At 60.9% G+C, this 18,349-nt stretch carries 15 protein-coding genes; 3 read left to right on the top strand and 12 right to left on the bottom strand.

What is annotated here, in order from left to right; translation table 11 throughout:
* Window positions 1–23 precede the first annotated feature (23 nt).
* Window positions 24–1,448 (top strand): sensor histidine kinase, encoded by a 1,425-nt coding sequence (locus EWR20_RS11515; RefSeq protein ID WP_129360858.1) that lies wholly within the window; start codon window positions 24–26, stop codon window positions 1,446–1,448.
* A gap of 133 nt (window positions 1,449–1,581) precedes the next feature.
* Window positions 1,582–1,872, top strand: coding sequence for a WXG100 family type VII secretion target (locus EWR20_RS11520; RefSeq protein WP_129360803.1), 291 nt, complete (start codon window positions 1,582–1,584; stop codon window positions 1,870–1,872).
* Between the two features lie 10 nt (window positions 1,873–1,882).
* Here EWR20_RS11520 and EWR20_RS11525 read toward each other — a convergent pair whose 3' ends face one another.
* The 7 genes from EWR20_RS11525 to EWR20_RS12985 all read right to left on the bottom strand — a co-directional run bounded on the left by EWR20_RS11525 (window position 1,883) and on the right by EWR20_RS12985 (window position 9,828).
* Window positions 1,883–2,857, bottom strand: a complete 975-nt coding sequence (locus EWR20_RS11525; RefSeq protein WP_129360804.1) for an RNase H family protein — start codon at window positions 2,855–2,857, stop codon at window positions 1,883–1,885.
* A 10-nt stretch (window positions 2,858–2,867) separates the two neighbouring features.
* Window positions 2,868–4,061: an isochorismate synthase gene (locus EWR20_RS11530; protein ID WP_129360805.1), complete on the bottom strand. Its 1,194-nt coding sequence runs from the start codon at window positions 4,059–4,061 to the stop codon at window positions 2,868–2,870.
* A gap of 176 nt (window positions 4,062–4,237) precedes the next feature.
* Window positions 4,238–5,374, bottom strand: a complete 1,137-nt coding sequence (rlmC, locus tag EWR20_RS11535; protein ID WP_129360806.1) for a 23S rRNA (uracil(747)-C(5))-methyltransferase RlmC — start codon at window positions 5,372–5,374, stop codon at window positions 4,238–4,240.
* Between the two features lie 44 nt (window positions 5,375–5,418).
* Window positions 5,419–6,633, bottom strand: a complete 1,215-nt coding sequence (locus tag EWR20_RS11540; protein WP_129360859.1) for an MFS transporter — start codon at window positions 6,631–6,633, stop codon at window positions 5,419–5,421.
* Window positions 6,634–6,888: 255 nt separating this feature from the next.
* A complete protein-coding gene (gene groL / locus EWR20_RS11545; protein ID WP_129360807.1) occupies window positions 6,889–8,523 on the bottom strand; it encodes a chaperonin GroEL in 1,635 nt (544 codons plus the stop codon).
* Window positions 8,524–8,873: 350 nt separating this feature from the next.
* A complete protein-coding gene (locus EWR20_RS11550; protein ID WP_165001034.1) occupies window positions 8,874–9,509 on the bottom strand; it encodes a LytR C-terminal domain-containing protein in 636 nt (211 codons plus the stop codon).
* A gap of 106 nt (window positions 9,510–9,615) precedes the next feature.
* Window positions 9,616–9,828 carry a DUF3263 domain-containing protein gene (locus EWR20_RS12985; protein WP_238147728.1) on the bottom strand — a complete coding sequence of 71 codons (213 nt, stop codon included), beginning with the start codon at window positions 9,826–9,828 and terminating at the stop codon, window positions 9,616–9,618.
* 78 nt (window positions 9,829–9,906) lie between these two features.
* Here EWR20_RS12985 and EWR20_RS12990 point away from each other — a divergent pair, with 78 nt between their 5' ends.
* Entirely contained in the window at window positions 9,907–10,560 is a 654-nt protein-coding gene (locus tag EWR20_RS12990) for a uracil-DNA glycosylase (protein WP_238147741.1), read from the top strand.
* Between the two features lie 38 nt (window positions 10,561–10,598).
* Here the strand turns inward: EWR20_RS12990 and EWR20_RS11565 are convergent, their stop codons facing one another.
* The 5 genes from EWR20_RS11565 to EWR20_RS11585 all read right to left on the bottom strand — a co-directional run bounded on the left by EWR20_RS11565 (window position 10,599) and on the right by EWR20_RS11585 (window position 18,345).
* Entirely contained in the window at window positions 10,599–12,707 is a 2,109-nt protein-coding gene (locus EWR20_RS11565) for a threonine/serine exporter family protein (RefSeq protein WP_129360810.1), read from the bottom strand.
* A gap of 78 nt (window positions 12,708–12,785) precedes the next feature.
* Complete coding sequence (locus tag EWR20_RS11570) at window positions 12,786–13,901, bottom strand: lipid II:glycine glycyltransferase FemX (protein WP_129360811.1); 1,116 nt, start codon at window positions 13,899–13,901, stop codon at window positions 12,786–12,788.
* A 213-nt stretch (window positions 13,902–14,114) separates the two neighbouring features.
* Window positions 14,115–14,393 carry an HPr family phosphocarrier protein gene (locus tag EWR20_RS11575; protein ID WP_129360812.1) on the bottom strand — a complete coding sequence of 93 codons (279 nt, stop codon included), beginning with the start codon at window positions 14,391–14,393 and terminating at the stop codon, window positions 14,115–14,117.
* A gap of 66 nt (window positions 14,394–14,459) precedes the next feature.
* Window positions 14,460–16,157, bottom strand: a complete 1,698-nt coding sequence (ptsP, locus tag EWR20_RS11580; RefSeq protein ID WP_129360813.1) for a phosphoenolpyruvate--protein phosphotransferase — start codon at window positions 16,155–16,157, stop codon at window positions 14,460–14,462.
* A gap of 37 nt (window positions 16,158–16,194) precedes the next feature.
* Entirely contained in the window at window positions 16,195–18,345 is a 2,151-nt protein-coding gene (locus EWR20_RS11585) for a PTS fructose transporter subunit IIABC (RefSeq protein ID WP_129360814.1), read from the bottom strand.
* Between the last annotated feature and the right edge of the window lie 4 nt (window positions 18,346–18,349).

Genomic DNA, 18,349 nt, shown 5'->3' on the forward strand with positions numbered 1-18,349 from the left:
TGTCCCTGCGCACCCAATTGGTCATGCTGACCGGATTTCTGCTGGCTCTGGCCATCGCCGTCACGAGTCTTGTGGCGATCTCCGCACTTCGCGGACAGCTCGTGCAGCAAATTGATTCCGAGATGAAGTCCAGCGCCTCGTCGCTCACCAAATATCTGGGCAACGACAAGGCCGTATCTTCAGACGGGCCTGGTTTCCGCTATTCCGCGTACCTGATGGATTCGGACGGCAACCTCGTGAGCTCCATTGTCGCCGACGACGGACATTCCTCGCCGCGCCTCAACGGTTGGAACCACGACAACGGGCTCAGGTACAACGGACAGGGTCTCACCGTCCCGAGCAACAGCGGGGACACCGAGTGGAGGATCCTCCCACTGGCCACTGATGACTCGGGGTACACGGTCATCATCGCAACGCCGCTGACCCAGACCAATGCCGTCGTGACCTTGGTCGGTCTGCTCACCCTGGCTTTCGGCTTGGCCACTCTAGCCGCCGCAGCCGCACTAGCTTGGGTGTTGGTCACCCGCGCATTCGAGCCCTTGGCTCGAGTCGAACGGACCGCAGCCCGCATCGCGGCAGGCGATCTGTCCCAGCGCATCGAGCGTCACGACCCCCGAACCGAGATCGGCCAGCTCTCTTTGTCGCTCAATGTGATGCTGACTCGCATTGAAGAAGCTTTCGACGCGCAGAAGCGCTCCGAAGTCAAGATGCGTCGGTTTGTCGGGGATGCTTCCCATGAGCTGCGGACTCCTCTCGTTTCGATCCGAGGCTATTCGGAGCTGTACCGCCACGGGGCGTTGCAAACGGATGAAGACGTCGCCAAGGCCATGGCACGGATCGAAGCCGAATCGAAGCGCATGGGGCAGTTGGTCGAGGATCTCCTGATGTTGGCCAGGATCGATGAACGCCGCCCTCTGGAACTGACCCAGGTAGATCTCCTCGATCTCGCACAGGACGCGGCGGACGACGCCGCAGCTTCGGCGCCCGAACGTGACATCTCGGTCATCGGCTTGGAGCCCGGCCCCGGTCTGCCCGCTCCGGTTCGGGGGGACGAGCCCCGTCTCCGCCAAGTTCTCGCGAATTTGGTAACCAATGCGCTGCGATACACCCCTGATGGAAGTCCCATCGAACTCGCGGTAGGCTCGCGGCCCGGAATTGACGGAAAATACATTTCCGTCGTGAAGGTCGTGGATCACGGGCCCGGTATCCAGGGCGATGACATGCAAAAAGTCTTCGAGCGTTTCTACCGTTCGGATACGTCGCGTGCACGCGATACCGGAGGCACAGGCCTCGGACTCGCAATCGTTGCCGCGATAGTAGCGCAGCACGACGGGTCGGTTCGTGTCGAAGAGACTTCCGGTGGCGGTGCCACCATGGTCGTGCAGATTCCGCAGCTCTCCGACAACGACGAGCTGAGCCATCCCCAGACCGGCAATATTTCGTCCTGAGCTGCTATGAGTCCCCATTCGTTGGGTTCCAGCACACCCGCGGACTCACGACAGGTGGCCACATCGTAGTCTCCTGTCACCGGCCGCAACCGGTCGGGTAAGCGGCGCTCAGCGCCTGATTCAGGAGGGAATAATGGCCCAGTTCGTGGTCGATTCAGAAGTCATTGCTGCCAAGACTGCCGAGGCACGCGGTTTCATGGAACGCATTTCGTCCGAGGTCAACGGGATGACCGCTTCGTTGCAGGATCTGCAATCCAGTTGGACAGGAACCGCATCCGTGAATTTCCAAGAGGTCTTGGCCATTTGGAGGTCGACGCAGGCTCAAGTCGAGGAATCCATCACGCATATCAACACCGCGCTGTGCAACGCGGGCATCAATTACGCCGAGACGGAAGCTGCGAACGCCTCGCTCTTTGCTAGTTAGTGGAGCGCGGCTAGGCCTCGAGGGTGTCCTGCCGCATAGACAGTGCCCAGTCTCCACGTGGTGTCCGGGCCCATAGGCTCGACCGCAACGCCGGTCCTCTCGTGGTCTCCACACGACTGACGACCAAGCCCGAGTCTTCGGTAGCGGCGCTATTGCGCAGATACTCCGGCTCCGATCGAAGGCCGAAGGCCTGCTCGGGATAGTTGATAGCTGCTGTGCGATCGGCCAGGCGCCCTCGGACGGTGACCCAGATCAGGTCATCCGCTAGCAAGCGTTTGAGGCTCCCCGGGTCAGTGTAGGTCTCCGCTCGGTTGAGGAGCCGCTCGTGCTCCAGGGCCGATTCCGCCGAATTCTCCTGCGGGCGGGAGGGTTGGTCCCCCGTTGTCGTGGACGCGTTTTCCGCGGAAAGTACCTGCGTTTCGAGCGGCGTTCCTTCGGATGAAAAACCTGGCCCGGGATCCGGGTCCTGGCCGTGTTGAAATGCGGTCGCAGCGGCTCGGGCCCGGTCGTCGGCCGCCTCGTTGAGTTCGTGGCCTGCGTGACCTTTGACCCATTCGAATTCGTACGTGCGCCCGATCATCGCCAGGTCCAGTTGTTCCAGGAGGTCCCGATTCAGGACAGGTTTTCCGTCCTTCTTCTTCCACCCTTTGGCTTTCCACCCTGGCATCCACCGCGTGATGCAATTGATCACGTATTGGCTATCGCACAGAATCCGCAGCGGCCGGTGCGGGTGATCCGCAGTGGCCTCCAAGAGGGCGAGAACTGCCTTCAGCTCTCCCATGTTGTTCGTGCCGTACGGCCATCCCCCGGCTTCCCAGCAGTCGTCGTTCACATACCAAGCCCAACCGGCTGGGCCAGGGTTACCCAGTGCCGAACCGTCGGCCGCCGCAATGATCGGAGCATCCGATCCGGCGTCTTCGACCGTTGAGGTCGTTTTGCCTGGGCCGATATTGGGGGGATCGCTGCTTGCGCCGGGGCTGCTCATACGGCCCACTTTACCGGGCAAGATCATCTACATCTTCGAGTCGCAGTCCCAGTGCGGCCAAGAATGTAGAGAGTTTTATCGCCGTTTCGTGATGTTCTCCGCCGGCAGTCGATCCGTCGACGATGCCGGCTCCCGCGCACAGCGTCGCCCGTCGCGCACCCACCCGTCCGCTCCGCAGATTCAGTGCCCATTCTCCGTTGCCGTCGGCGTCCATCCACCCAACGAGGCCTCCGTAGTATCCCCGCTCGTAGGGCTCTAATTCGCGGATGATCTCCAGGGCGGCACTGCGCGGCATGCCACATATCGCGGGTGTCGGGTGGATGGCTCGTGCCGCGTCCAAAGCCGTGATTCCTTGTTTGAGCTTTCCGCTCATCGGAGTGCCCAAGTGCCACAGTTGCGGAGTTGCCGCGAGTGTCGGCACAGGTGGCACGTTCAAGGATTCGCAGAGTGGTTCGAGTCGTGCCGTGATGTCCTGGACGACGGTTGCGTGCTCGGCTCGGTCCTTGGCGGACTTCAACAGCGCCTCTCCGGCTTGTGCGTCTTCCGTGGGCCCGGACGCGATCTGCCGTGAGGCGGATCCGGCGAGCGGGTGGGTCGAGCACTTTCCGTCGTGGACTCCTACCACGAGTTCCGGACTTGCACCCATCACGTACTCCCCTGTCGATGGGTCCCGGACCGTAAAGACGTAAGCGGAAGGGTTTTGCGCCAGAAGGTTGCGATATACCGCGCCGGGTTTCAAGGCGTGGGCTTCGTAGACGAGTTCAAGCGCCCGAGACAGCACCACTTTTTCCAGTGATCCTTCGTGAATACGGGTAACGGCCGATGTCACGGCGTCGCGGTAGAGCTGGCTGTCATAGCCGATGACGCTGGTAGGACGTGCAGCTTCCGACGTTGCCTGGATCGCAGGGTACCGTGAACTCCATGTGAAGCGTTCGGGCACACACAACAACGACTTTTCGTCCGGGTCGAAGGGCAGCATCCCCACGACAATGGAGCCCCTCTCTCGAGCGATTGCTTGGCATTCGTCTTCAGCAACCGGCAATATCTCACCCGAAGTCTGGAGCGTCCCCCGTTGGGTCGACATCGCGAAATCAGGCAAGGTCTTCCGGCCAATCTCCTGCTCTGGGGTCGCGACCGCAGCCACGGAGTGCGGAGGGGTGAGCCCGTCCGTGTGATCGGTGCTCCTGCGCTCCGTGTAACTCATCTGTGTCTTCCTCTTTTGCAATCGCGACTATCCATCAGAGTATCGCTCGCTATTAGCCCGCGGCGGCCTGAGGTACCGCCCCAAGGTCTCGGAGATCCGGATAGCCCATCCGACGGTACTATCAAGACCGTCTGCCAGAAATCCGTGCGCCGCTGCGGATCATCAGGGCTGAAACGTCACCGGGAACGTTCCAAAAGGACCATCGTTTCGTAGTGATTGGTCTGAGGAAACATGTCGAACATCCTGCCAACCTGTGGTCTGAAAGACGTCATCCTTTCGAGGTCCGCGGCCAAGGAGCGGGAATTGCAGCTCGAATACATGACCGTTTCAATGTCGCTGGATTCGATCCATTCTGCCATCTCAGCTCCGATGCCCCTGCGCGGAGGATTCACCACGAGCATCTCCGGCGCTTCAGAGGACCCGACGGCGAATTCGCTGGCGTCCCCGTCGACAAATACGGTGTGTCTCAAATTTGCCTCGGCGGCACTCTCCCGGGCAGCAGCAATGGCTTGGTCATTGATCTCAATACCGACGACCTCGGCGGCTTTGCCCAGCCGCTGGGCGGCGTGCAGCGCAAATCCCCCGACGCCGCAGAACAGGTCCCACAGCGACTCGGGCGCCTTAGAGGCCGCCCACTCTGCCGCTTGGTTGTACATCCCGCCGGCAATTGTCGAGTTCGTTTGGAAAAATCCCTGTGGACGCAGATACAGCCGGATACCGTTGAGCTGCATCGGCAAGAGCTGCTGATCGGTCAGAGGTATTTCCTCAGGTCCTTCCAGCACCGCCTTGTGTTCACGGAGAATATTGGCGCTGACGACCCGGATATGAGGCAAGGCCTCCAGGAGCTCGGGCAACGCGCGTCGAAGGGGGACTACCAGCTTCTTGCTGCGGAGCACGAAGCGAATCATGGCCTCGCCGTCGGGCGAGACGGTCACGAGAACACTCTTGAGCTCACCGCGGCGCGTTCGTACATCGTATGGAGTCAGCGAATGGTGCGTGATAAATCGCCGGAGAACCGGCATGCACTTCAGGATCGAGTCGGGGTACAGCCCACATTCGGACAGGTCGACCCCGTGGCCGGCGCGGTCGAGAATTCCCAACCGCGGCCGATCGACAGGCCCGGAGACGACCATCTTGGCTTTGTTGCGGAAAGCCGCCTCGTCGCTGCTGACCGGTTCCAGCCAATGGAGCTTCGTGTATCCGGCGAACAACTGTTCGACGTGTGCCTGTTTGCCTTCAAGCTGCACCTGGTACGGAGTCCCCATCAGGGAGCAAGAACGGCACAGACCGGCGTCGAAGTAATCACATTGCATGGTGAATCTATGTTAACTCTTGGCTTCGCTCTTCATCGGCCGGGTCAACGGTCGGCTTCCGTTAGTCCCTGTCGGGCGTAGCGGACGGCTTTTTCGCCGGCGGAACCCAAGAGCAAAGCGCACGTGAGCCAGATGGCACCTGCCGGGCCCACGGGGGCGACCACGGCTCCGGCTACCAGTGGAATCGCCACTTGTCCCACTCGATTTCCAGTCAGACGTACGGCGAGAGCTGGTGACCTCCACGTCTCGGGAACAGATTTGATGATCATGGTCATTGTCAGGGGCTGGGCCAGACCGATGAAGAAGCCTCCCACGAGCAGCAGGAAAAACGCCACAGGCAGGAAGGAAATCAACGGGGGCACCGCGGCGACGGTGAGGGAACCCAGAATCAAGGACACCAGGACCAGTTGTGTCCGGTTCCAGCGCCGAGAGAGCACGGAGATCATTGATCTGGAGACAATTGACGAAAAGCTGCGAACGGCTAGCAAAATGCCGATCCACAGTGGGGCGACTCCTGCTTGCTCGCCCACGAGCGGCAGGAAAGAAGTCAGGATGTCCATGATGGAGAGCATCGCGAGTGATGCCAAGATGTGCGAAGAGACTCCCGGGGTCTTCAAGATGCCCAGCGTGGTGGCTTTCTGGGCTGCGGGACCGTTCGCAGGGGCAACCACAGATCGACGCGTTGCTGCGGGCGGGGTACTCGGGGCCGATACCTTGGCTCTCGCGATCGGCAACACCATGAATGTGATGGATACCAAAGCGCAGACTGCGCCAATCCACGAGGCGATGGATATGTCATGGAGTCTCTGCGACTGGGTCGGGTTCGCGTGAAAACCGAGGACCCAACCACCGATAAGTGGTCCGACAAGCTGTCCCGCGGAGAGGCCTGCGGTGGTCCAGCCGAACCCCTGGTCCAGTCCTGAGTCCGTTGCGTAGCGCGAGACCGCTGATTGTGAACCGATTTGGGATACCAAATGGCCCATCCCGAAGATAATGCTGGCACACGCAATCGTGCCCACCCCGTTGACGACGGCGAGCATCGCGGTCCCGAACGCGATAAGCAGGCCGCCGCTGAGGACCAGGAGCCTGAGCCTCTTGATTCTCTGCGCCAGACGTCCCATCGATATCGCGGCGAATACGGGAACGATCGCGTAAGCGGACGTCACTAAACCGATCGTGAAAGGTGGGGCTCCCAGTGCAATGAGTTTGTAACTCATCTGCGGCCTTGCAATATTCAAACCGGTTTGTGAGAGGAACATAAAAGCCACGAGGGCCCACAACCATGCTCGGCTTTGCTTGTTCCCCACTACCAACCCCTGCTTCGTCTCCCCGATCACCGATTGACCACCTTACGCTGGCCGTAAAACATGACGCGATGTAGTTACAGAACCCTTGGCCACTGAGCTTCCCCCCCCCCCAGCTGCGCATGTACGGATGCATGAAGAGGCCCCGCACGAGCCGAAACTCGTGCGGGGCCTCCAAGGATTCAAAAGAACCGGTCGAACGACCAGTGGCTACATCATGCCACCCATGCCGCCCATACCGTCCATGCCCTCGGCACCGGCGCCGGCATTCTTCTCCGGCTTATCGGCCACAACGGCCTCGGTGGTGAGGAACAGTCCAGCGATGGAAGCAGCGTTCTGCAAAGCCGAACGAGTGACCTTGACCGGGTCATTGATGCCCGCGGTCATGAGGTCTTGGTACTCCCCTGTCGCCGCGTTCAAACCGTAACCCTGCTCGAGGCCACGCACCTTGTCTGCGACAACGCCTGGCTCGAGACCAGCGTTGCTGGCGATCTGCTTGAGCGGAGCATCGACCGCAACCTTGACGATGTTGGCGCCCGTGGACTCGTCACCCTCAAGGCTGAGGGTCTCGAACGCACGTACGCCGGCTTGGATCAGTGCGACACCGCCGCCGGAGACAATGCCCTCTTCGACGGCAGCCTTAGCGTTACGAACCGCGTCTTCGATGCGGTGCTTGCGCTCCTTGAGCTCAACCTCCGTAGCGGCCCCGGCCTTCAAAACCGCGACACCGCCCGCGAGCTTGGCCAGACGCTCCTGGAGCTTCTCGCGATCGTAGTCGGAATCGGTATTGGCGATCTCCGCACGGATCTGAGCGACGCGGCCTTCGATTTCCTCAGCGGAGCCAGCGCCATCGACGATGGTGGTCTCGTCCTTGGTCACGACGACCTTGCGCGCCTGTCCCAGAAGGTCCAGAGAAGCGGTCTCGAGGGACAGCCCGACCTCTTCAGTGATGACCTGTCCACCGGTCAGCACGGCGATGTCGGCAAGCTGAGCCTTGCGGCGGTCGCCGAAGCCGGGAGCCTTGACGGCGACGGATTTGATGGATCCACGCATCTTGTTGAGGACGAGCAGGGCGAGAGCCTCGCCTTCTACGTCCTCGGCGATGATCAGCAGTGGCTTGCCCGACTGCATGACCTTCTCCAGTACGGGGACGAGGTCCTTCACATTGGAGATCTTGGAGTTCACGATGAGGATGTAGGGATCCTCGAGGACTGCTTCCTGGCGGTCGGCGTCGGTCACGAAGTAACCGGACAGGAAGCCCTTGTCGAAACGCATGCCCTCGGTCAGTTCGAGATCGAGACCGAAGGTGTTGGACTCCTCGACGGTAATGACGCCTTCCTTGCCGACCTTCTCCATCGCCTGGGCGATGAGCTTGCCGATCTCGGGGTCACCCGCAGAGATCGAGGCGGTAGCAGCGATCTCTTCTTCGGTCTCGATCTCCTTGGCGGAAGAAAGCAGTTCCTTGGTCACTGCCTCAACGGCCTTTTCGATGCCACGCTTGAGGGACAAGGGGTCGGCGCCCGCCGCGACGTTGCGCAGGCCCTCGCGAACCAGAGCCTGGGCCAAGACGGTTGCGGTGGTAGTGCCGTCGCCCGCGATGTCGTCAGTCTTTTTGGCAACTTCCTTGACGAGCTCGGCGCCGATCTTCTCGTAGGCGTCTTCGAGTTCAATTTCCTTGGCGATCGATACGCCATCGTTGGTGATGGTGGGTGCGCCCCACTTCTTCTCGAGCACAACATTGCGCCCGCGGGGCCCAAGGGTAACCTTGACGGCATCGGCGAGGGTGTTCAGACCCTTTTCGAGTCCGCGGCGTGCCTCTTCATCAAAAGCAATCAGTTTTGCCATGGTGGCTTACGTCCCTCCTGGACGGTAGACGGATGCATCAACCACGGTGCCCGCGACGGACGGCTGGTGAACACTCCGCGCTCGGGGCGTCGCATTCCCACACCTCACCGTGGTGACTGTGTCTTTTGCCCATCGATCCGCGATGCTGCCCGCGCCGACGAAGCGTGTGCGTTCTCCGCGCGAGTTTTTTAGCAGTCGAGGAGGATGAGTGCTAATTCCAATCTTGGCACCCGGACGGGGAGAGTGCAAACGATGTCCACAGAGGTTGAGGACTCTTCGCTCACAGCACATCCCAGACAACGTGCCAGGCGCCCCGGTGCCCTGGTAGACGGCGACAACCTTGTCCCAGGTTACTGCTGGCTGGTCGAATCGCCCTGAGACCCGCTGGAACTCGAAGAATTCGCCCCGTCTCCTTCGGACAGGACCACGACAACTTGGTAGGAGTACCCCGCGGCCTGCTTGACGTCCTTGATATCGAGCTTTTGAGCTATTGCTTTCGCCTGCTCATCATGACCCTGGGCGTAGTAGACCACCGAGGATTTCTGTGCCTGACCGTCCCAGTTGCTGACGTCAGAAACCGTCCAGCCGGCATCCGTCAGAGTTGTGGCGGCTTTGGTCGCGGTACCTTCCTTGGAGCTGTAGTTGTATACGCCGAGGGTTGTCGACGCATCCGGTTTGGCCGTTGAGGATTCATCCGACCCCGGCCCGGATTCCGAATCGGAGGGGGATTCCGATGCGGAGCCCGAATCCGAAGCTTCTTGGCTGCTGGACGAGGATGCGGACGAACTCGCGGCATCGGGGGACGCCAGTTTGGGAGACAGCAAGAAGAACACTCCGCCGATGATGAGGGCGCAAATACCTGCCACGATGAGGGCGGCCAGTTGCTTGAACCCGCCGCTCTTCTCCGGCAGTTCACCCCGGTATGCGCCCCGACGGGGCGAGTCCACGGGGACGTCGTCGAATTCATCGTGTTCGTACTCGGCCATCAAAGTCCTCGTCATATATGGGGTGCGCACGCTCGCTCACGCACCGGTCAAGCGTCAAGAATATCTGCCCAGTCTGGTCATTCTCTGCACATTGCGCCGGGAGGGGTCAAAGATCCCGCCGTTCCCGGAGCCTACGGGTCAATGCCGGCTCTTCTCGCACGGCACGCACATCGTCGATCAAACGGTTCAGACGCATGTAGTACTCGGTGGCCGACATCCCGAGTTCTTTCCGAACCGCACGCTCTTTCGCCCCCGGGTACTTCCAGGTTCTTTTTTCCATCTCAAGAATGGCGCGCTCTGCTTCGGTCAAGGTTCCCACGAAGATAGTCTAGGGACGACCATCGTCGTTCACGAATTTCAGGGAGCCGTCTTGCCGATCCAGCCGCTGTCCGACATCATGGCCCAGGATTGGGCCGAAGCCCTTTCTCCTGTCGAACCGACCATCCGGAAGATGGGGGATTTCCTGCGGTCCGAGCATGCCGCCGGCCACCGGACTTTTCCGACCTCGGAGAATATTTTCCGGGCCTTCCAGGAACCCCTCGACTCGGTCAAGGTACTGATTATCGGTCAGGACCCGTATCCGACGCCGGGGCACGCAATGGGTCTGTCTTTCTCGGTCCAACCCGACGTGCGCCCGCTCCCCCGCTCCCTGGGAAATATTTACAAAGAGATGGAGTCCGACCTCGGCATCCCGGCCGCAAGCCACGGCGACCTGTCGTCGTGGGCTTCTCAAGGAGTCATGCTCCTGAATCGTTGCCTTTCGGTTCGAGAGGGCGAAGCGGGTTCACATCGCAACCAGGGCTGGGAGCTCGTCACCGACGCCGCTATCCAGGCCCTTGGCGCGCGGAAGAAGCCCCTCGTCGCGATTCTCTGGGGCCGCGACGCCCGCAATGCCGGCGCACAACTCGGCCCTGATGTACCCAAACTCGAATCCGTACATCCGTCGCCCTTGTCCGCGTCTCGTGGGTTCTTCGGATCACGCCCCTTCAGCAGGGCCAATCGAGAACTCGAATCGTTGGGGCTGGACCCTGTGGATTGGCGCATTCGGTAGGTGCGGCGGTCAGACGAGCTTGAAGAAACCGTCGAGGCTCAGTTCCCCAATGGCTCCGGCTGCTGTTTTCTCCGCTTGACCAATTTCCTTTGCGTCTGCGGGTCCTTGCTCATGAAGGGCCTCATCAGGTAATTGCCTAGCACCACTGCGGCCGCCATGGACATGATGATGGCCCCGGCATTGAGCATCGGGATGATCCCGGTCACCGGATCGATGTTCACGGTCAGGGTGTACATGCCACGGAAAATCGTCAAACCGGGCAACAGGAAGGTCAGGGCCGGGACAGCGATGACTACCTGCGGAACGACCCTCCGCTGCGCGATCAGCGCTGAGGCGCAACCCACACCGACCGCTCCGAGCATCGAAATCATGCGGGAACCCGCGCCCAACCAACCGAACAGGTGATAGACCAGCAGACCACAGAAGGCGCTGAATACGCCCAGGAGGATGTGTTCCGGCTTGACTTGCACCGTGACGGCAATCAAGGCGGTCGCGATCAGCATGAAGATGATATTGACCAACGGCTGCGCACCCGAGAAGATCACGCTGTCCACCTTGATCTCGTCGAAACCGATATAGGTGGTAATCGAGATCGCGATAGCAATACCCACGATCAGGCCCAGGAACGATAGACCCGTGGAAATGAGCCGCCCCGCCGACGTCACAGGGAATCCGTTGATCGCGTCCTGAATCGTTGAAACCAACGTCAAGGTAGGCAAGAGCATGATCAGCCCCGAGCCAATGATGTGGGGTGGGGATATCGGCGCACCGATGGCCCACAGGACCATGGCGATGAGGGTCACCAGCGCAGAGCAGGCAGCCATGGTAAAGAAGGACGGAATTCTCCACGACGCAAGTTTTCCGGCCATGACCTGGACGAGCGCGAAAGTCAGGAAGGAAACGATGGCACCTGGCCATGTTCCGCCGATGCCGATCGTCAACGCGGCGGCCGCCGAGGAGTTGCAGAGGCTCACAAGCCATCGAGGGAACGGCTTGGGCTTGGACAGAATCCGGTTCAGGCGGGCCTCTGCCTCGGACCGGGACAGCTCACCATTGGTGATGGTCTTGACGAGCCGGTGCGTCTCGGTCAATCCCGCATAATTATCAGACCAGGAACGCACGACGCGCACGACGGTGTGGCTGAAGACTCCGGCGGTTTCGCCCACGGGTTGACCGGAATCCTGGTGCATGCCGTATTCCGAAATGTAGTTGATGATGACGGATTGGTTGGTGATGTCGACGTCGACGTCCTCAACCCCGTATGTCGCGCACGTTGCGACGATGGCCGTTTCGACGTCGCGGGAATCCGCTCCGAAATGGAACATCGTTTCGGCCATGCGCAATGAAAAATTGAGGGTCTTTCGTGCCTCGGTATTTTCCTTGTGGCGCCGCGGATTGGCAAACGGAGAGTTGGCAAGCCTCTCAACCACGCGCATCGGAGCCGTGGGAAGATTCTCCGATCGCATCATCCTGCGCAGCCCGAGCCCGCGTCGCTGCGGAGACGGCTTGGCCGTTGGTGCCTCCGCCGAAGGATAGCTCGCGTGAGCTATCGCGCCGTCTTGCTGTGGAGGCAGATCGCTCGCGGGATACGGCCCGGAAAGATCCTGAGTGTTACGGAAGACGTCCTGAGGTGCGGTCCGAGAAGCGGCAATGCGGTCGGCATCCTGGATGCCGGAGCCTTGCGTGGCTGCGCCCAGCGTATTGACGTCGGCCTCGGGTTGGACGCCGTCCCCTGTGTAGGCTCGTGATCCAGTGTGTGTGTCGGAGGAGAGCGGGTTGTCCTCGTTGCCCCGGTAATGCCGGGAGTCATCCGGCCGACCGAGGATGTCCGCGAGTCGCTCGTCCTGGATCTGCGACCTGCTGACCGCAGGAAAACCCGTTGCGTAAGTCTCCGGGTGCGTCGGTGCGGACGTGAAGGCTTCGGCGGCGTGGTCGGAGCCCCCATCGAATAAGCCCGCGTCCGGGCTCGAGACCGGTTCGTCGGCACTGGATGCGAGCGGCGCGGTGTGCCCGCTGGAGAACGGGTCCGTATAGACGTCCTCTGACGTATCCGGCCCGAACGGGTCGGCACCGGACTCAGGCTCGTGTGACAAACCCGAGGAAGGGTAGGCACCCGTGAGGTGCTGACCCTCCTGACCTTCGCTCATCTTCCCTCCTTGGCACTAACTCACCTCAACGCTACCGAGCACCCCTGAGTTTCGGTCCATGAGGACCTGATCGTCGGCTTAGTAGAAAGGCTGCTGCGTACGGCGCCACCAAATCTGGCGCATGACTCTTTCGACGATCGTGACCCATGCCTTGTATGCGGTGGGATTCAGAACTTGGTCGTAGACCCCGACGAAGTCGATGACCGTCTTGGTGAAACTCGTCTTGAAAAGGCCCAGCCCGTAGTAACTGTGTTCTTTGTTCTTCAGTTCCGCCTTCGGCGGGGTGCCGCAGAAGTCATACTCCTCAATGCCGTAGTCCCGCATCAAGTCGGTGAGTGCAGTCCACTGGACCAGGTGCGAGTCTCCGTATTGTTGACGGCGAGGTTTCGAGCCGCCATCTTTGTAGGTCCCTTTCCGCCCGTATCGAATGACGTACGCACCGACCGAAGGTTCGCCGTCTTCGTAGGTGAAGTACAGACGGCCCTGACCTGCGCGCGCAAAAGTGGTCCAGAACTGTTTGTAGTACTCGTACGACCGAAGATTCACGTTGGCGTGCCCCTGCCCCACCGTGTCCATCAGGGAGAACATTTTCTTCATGTTCTCTTCCGTCAACTCCACACGTTCGACCTCCGCGCCTTCTCGCTTAGCGCGTCGTACCGCATTCCTGCCACGTGAGTGAAGGGATTTGAGCACGGTCTCCTCATCCGCATCGGTCTTGAGCACGGCAGTCGAGTCGTTCGGCTGGATATTGAACTGCTTGACCAGTCCAGCGCGTTTGAGGAACGCGCTGCGTGCCTCGGAATCAAGAATGTCCGGCTCGATCTTGATCGCGAACACTTTGAGGCCCTCGGCGCGGACGAATTCCTTGTTCGCGTCCATGACGGCGGGGATATCTTCGATGTCCCACACATCCGGCCCCTTGATCATGTACCAGATCTTGCCCAGGAACGGGATATTTTTCTCGAGAACGAGGTTGTAGCTCGTGACTTCTTTTTCCTCGGTGCCGCCCTGATCATTCCGGGCCTCAGTGATCCCCTCGTAGACCACGTACACGGGCTTCCAGCCGTGCTCGGACTTCACCGACGCAAAGGATGCGGATTGAAGGAGATTTCCACCGTTAGGGTTTGCGGTGACATGGTCATCCCAGTGTTGGATCTCTTGATCGGTCGCGAATCGAGCGGTGAAATGTCGCAAAGAATCCTCATCTGCCGTGCGCAGAGGTATTACCCTACGCCATGATTGATTTTCCCGCGCGGCGGGCTGGTCTCCACCAGTTTACGGCGGAGTTCTGGAAAGTCTCACGCAAAGGCCCGAGAGCGCCATCTATTGTGGATGACGATCTCGGGCTCAATGCGTGGCACCGGTCAGCCGGACTGACCGACTCAGCGTTCGACCGGCTAGCGCGGATTATTCGGCGTCGTGATCGGTTTCGAGAATCTTGACCAAGCTGTCCAGAGCCTCATCTGCGCCGTCGCCCTCGGCGCGGAGAACAACCTTGTCTCCGTGCTTTGCGCCCAAGGACATGAGAGACAGGATCGACGATGCGTCCATAGCCTCGTCGGCCGACTCGCCTTCGGCTGCGATGGTGACCTCAACGGGGAGGTCGCCGGCGGCCTCGGCGAAGATCGCGGCCGGTCGAGCGTGGAGGCCGACTCGGCTGGCGATGGTGGCGGTACGTTCTGCCATGATTGTTCTCCTTGATTATGTGGTCATGTGGGGCTGTCGTAACGTCCCCGGAAATGCCGGACTGGTTTACAGGCCGAGGTCATCAAGGATGGGCAGCTCCGCGCGGGCCACATCCTTAGTCTCTTCAGCAGATCGCGCTTCCATGGCCTTGGCTGCGATCTGTTGTGCTTGTTCCAGCGTAACGGATTTCAGCACGGCGGCGACCGCAGGCAAGGAACGAGTATTCATGGACAGGGCCTTGACGCCCAGCCCCACGAGGACCACGGCAAGCGCCGGATCCGCTGCAGCTTCGCCGCATACGGACACCGTCTTCGGGCGACCGGTGGACTGCTCGGCGCGCTCCGCGCCTTCGACGGTGAGGCGAATCATCTTCAGCACGGCCGGCTGCCACGGGTTGTTCAGCTCGGCCAAAGCACCGAGCAAACGATCCGCGGCCATCGTGTACTGCGTCAGATCGTTGGTTCCCATCGAGACGAAGTCCACCTCTTGGAGAACGGCCTCGGCTGTCACCGCAGCGGACGGTGTCTCGACCATGACGCCGTGCACGTCGAGGTCTGCCTCGTCGAGCATCTTGGCAAAGTCCCGAGCTTCGGGAGCCGTCGAAATCATGGGTGCCATGACCCAGATCTCCGCGGTCGATTCCTTGGCCGCAGCCGAAATGGCCTCGAGCTGACGACTCAGAACCCCCGGCGTCGTCCAGTCCGTGCGGTAACCACGGACTCCAAGCGCTGGATTCGGCTCAGTCGAGTCGGTCAGGAATGGAAGAGGCTTGTCGGCGCCGGCATCCAAGGTCCGCACGACGACGTGTTGGCCCGGAAAAGCGTCGAATACCGCCTTGTACTCGAGTTTCTGTTCCTCGACCGAGGGTTCTTCCTCGCGGTTCAGGAAAGCGAATTCGGTACGAAAGAGCCCGATGCCCTGGGCACGGTTCTCTGCCGCTGTCTGCGCCGCCTTACCGTTGCCCACATTGGAGTACAACGGGACCTCGGTTCCGTCGGCCAGTATCCCCTTGCCGTCGAATTCCGGAATCTCTTTGCGATTCGCGTACTTCTCAGCGAGACGCTTCTCGACGTCGCCGGGCTCGGTCACAACTGTTCCGTCGGTCGCATCCACGTACACCACGGTGCCATCGGGCACCTGGGTCGCGCCTGTTGCAGCCACGATCGCAGGCAGACCCAGATCGCGAGCGAGGATCGCGGTATGGGCTTGGGGCCCACCGTCCGAGGTGACCAGCGCGATGACCTTTTCGGGATCGAGCGTCGCCGTGTCCGCGGGGGCAAGATCTTCTGCCATCAGGATGAAAGCGCCCTCCGACTCGGGAATACCCGGCGCAGGTTGGCCCGACAGCTCCGCGACGATACGTGCCCGGACATCCAAAATGTCTGTCACGCGCTGTGCCATGTAGCCGCCCAAGGCTTTCATCTGCTCAGCATACGATCCGGCGGCCTCCCAGATTGCCCGCTCGGGAGTGTAGTTCTTCCCCGTCACGAGCTTGCCCGCATTCTTGAGCAACGCCTTGTCCCCGGCCATGAGGGCAGTGGACTTCAGCACAGCAGCGGCATTGCCTGATGTCCGTCCGGCGCGCTCCTTGAGGTTTTCCTTGACGCGAGTCGCCGCGTTCTGCAGACGCTCGACTGCGCTTTCGGGCGTTTCGCTATCTGCAAGCGTCGATCCGACGGCAGGTTCCTGAATCGGTTCGGGCATCTGCAACACAGGGCCGATGACCCGGCCGGCTGAAACGCCGACTCCGGTGAGTTTCTTCATCGCTATCATTCCTTACTGGTGAAGCTCCGTCCGACAATCAGGAAGCTGCCGCTACCTGGTCGGCTTTTTCCTTGCCGGTTTTGGCTTTTCCGAGGCTCTTGAGAACCAGGTAAATCACGGCGGTCACAATGGCTCCCACCACGACCGAAATCAGGTACATGGGCCAATTATCCACGAGGGCCACGATCCAGATACCCCCGTGAGGTGCCGGGGATGCCACGTGCGAACCCATGCAGATCGCGCCCGCAATCGCGCTCCCGACCATCGAGGACGGTATAACGCGCAGTGGATCGGCCGCAGCGAAGGGGATCGCGCCCTCCGAGATGAACGAAGCGCCCAACAACCACGCCGCGCGTCCGTTGGAGACCTCGGCTTCGGTGAAGTATTTCTTGCGGAGGGTCGTGGCGAGTGCCATGGCCAGCGGAGTGACCATTCCGGAGGCGATCACGGCTGCCATGATTTCCTTGGAAACATCCGTTCCGGCCGAAAGCCCCGCGGTCGCGAAGAGGTACGCGGCCTTGTTGATCGGGCCTCCGAGGTCCGCACCCATCATGGCGCCTAGAATCAGGCCGAGAACAACGGCCGAAGCTCCCGACATCGACATCAGGAAATCGTTGAGTACCGTCATGACCCACGCGATCGGCTGTCCCAGAATGAGGAACATCAAACCGCTCGAAATGATTGTCGCCAGCAACGGGATGATGACCACAGGCATCATGCCTGCGAGCCACCGGGGCAGCTTCGGCTTGGCCAACAGATAGGCCGCAAAGCCCGCCAACAGACCACCGACGATGCCACCGAGGAAGCCCGCGCCCACGGTGTTGGCGACCAGACCGGCCGCGAAGCCAGGCGCGATGCCCGGCCGTCCCGCCATGCCGAAGGCGATGTAGCCTGCCAAGGCCGGAACGAGAAGCCCGATTGCGAAGTTGCCGATAACGTTGGCGACCGCAGCGAGGTACTGCAGCAAGCTCGTATCGCCCAGGTTGAAGAGTGAGGCTCCGTCGCCGGTCACCGATCCGTCGGAAATCCCGAGAATGTCGTTCGCATTATTTGCGATCTCGTAGCCGCCGAGGATGAAGGAAATCGCGACCAGCAAACCGCCGGCCGCCACGAACGGAATCATGTAGGACACGCCGGTCATGAGCGAGCGATAGATGCGTCCGCCCCATGATCCCTCATCCGAGCTCGATGCCGACCCTTCGGACTTTGAACCGGATACGCGTCGGGCATTGGGGTTGTCGGAGGCTTGGATGGCCTCCTCAATCATGGTTCCGGGCTCATCGATGCCTCGTTTGACGGGCGACTCGATCACAGGCTTCCCCGCGAATCTCTCCCGGTCTCGAACATCCACCGAAACCGCGAAGATAACCGCGTCGGCCGCATCGATGACGTCCTGGGAAAGAACTTCGTTCCCTGACGACCCCTGGGTCTCCACATCGAGGCGGATGCCCATTTCCTCGGCTGATTGCGCCAAAGAATCTGCCGCCATGTATGTGTGCGCAATGCCCGTAGGGCAAGCGGTCACGGCGACCAACCGCTTGCCTGTGACGTGCTTGTCATTCGACTCCGGAACCGTCTCCGTCGCAGCGGAACCCGCAGAAGAAACCGGGGTGGCGCCTGCCGCGAGCGCGGTCGACCCTTCCCCCGAGGGAGCTTTCGATGCGCTGGCCTCCGACGATGCGTCGGATCCGGCAACGGTCGAATCCTTTTTCTGATCTTGCTTCGTTCCAGTGTCGCCAAGTCCCAAGGCCCCGTTCACGAGGTCAACGATCTGCTGAGGCTCCTTCGCTTCTCTCAGGGCAGCAACAAAATCCTTTTTGACGAGCGAGCGCGCCAACTTGGACAAGAGCGTCAGATGTTCCTGGTCCGCTCCTTCGGGAGCGGCGATGAAGAAGATCAGGTCAGCGGGGCCGTCCTTTGCTCCGAAATCGACGCCTGGCGCAGGGCGGGCCATGGCCAGTGTCGCTTCGGTAACAGCCTCGGATCGGCAATGCGGAATCGCAATCCCACCGGGGATGCCCGTGTCGGTTTTCGATTCGCGGGCCTTGGCGTCCGCGTACAGGCGGTCGATCGATGTGGCTCGGCCCGCGTCGACGACCCTTTCAGCAAGATGCTTGATGAGGTCGAACCGGTCTTCTCCCAAGTTCTGGTCCAAAGCCACAAGATCCGCTGTGATGAGTGCAGACATGACG

Origin of the sequence: Rothia uropygioeca, from assembly GCF_004136585.1 — a bacterium.
GTDB lineage: Bacteria > Actinomycetota > Actinomycetes > Actinomycetales > Micrococcaceae > Rothia.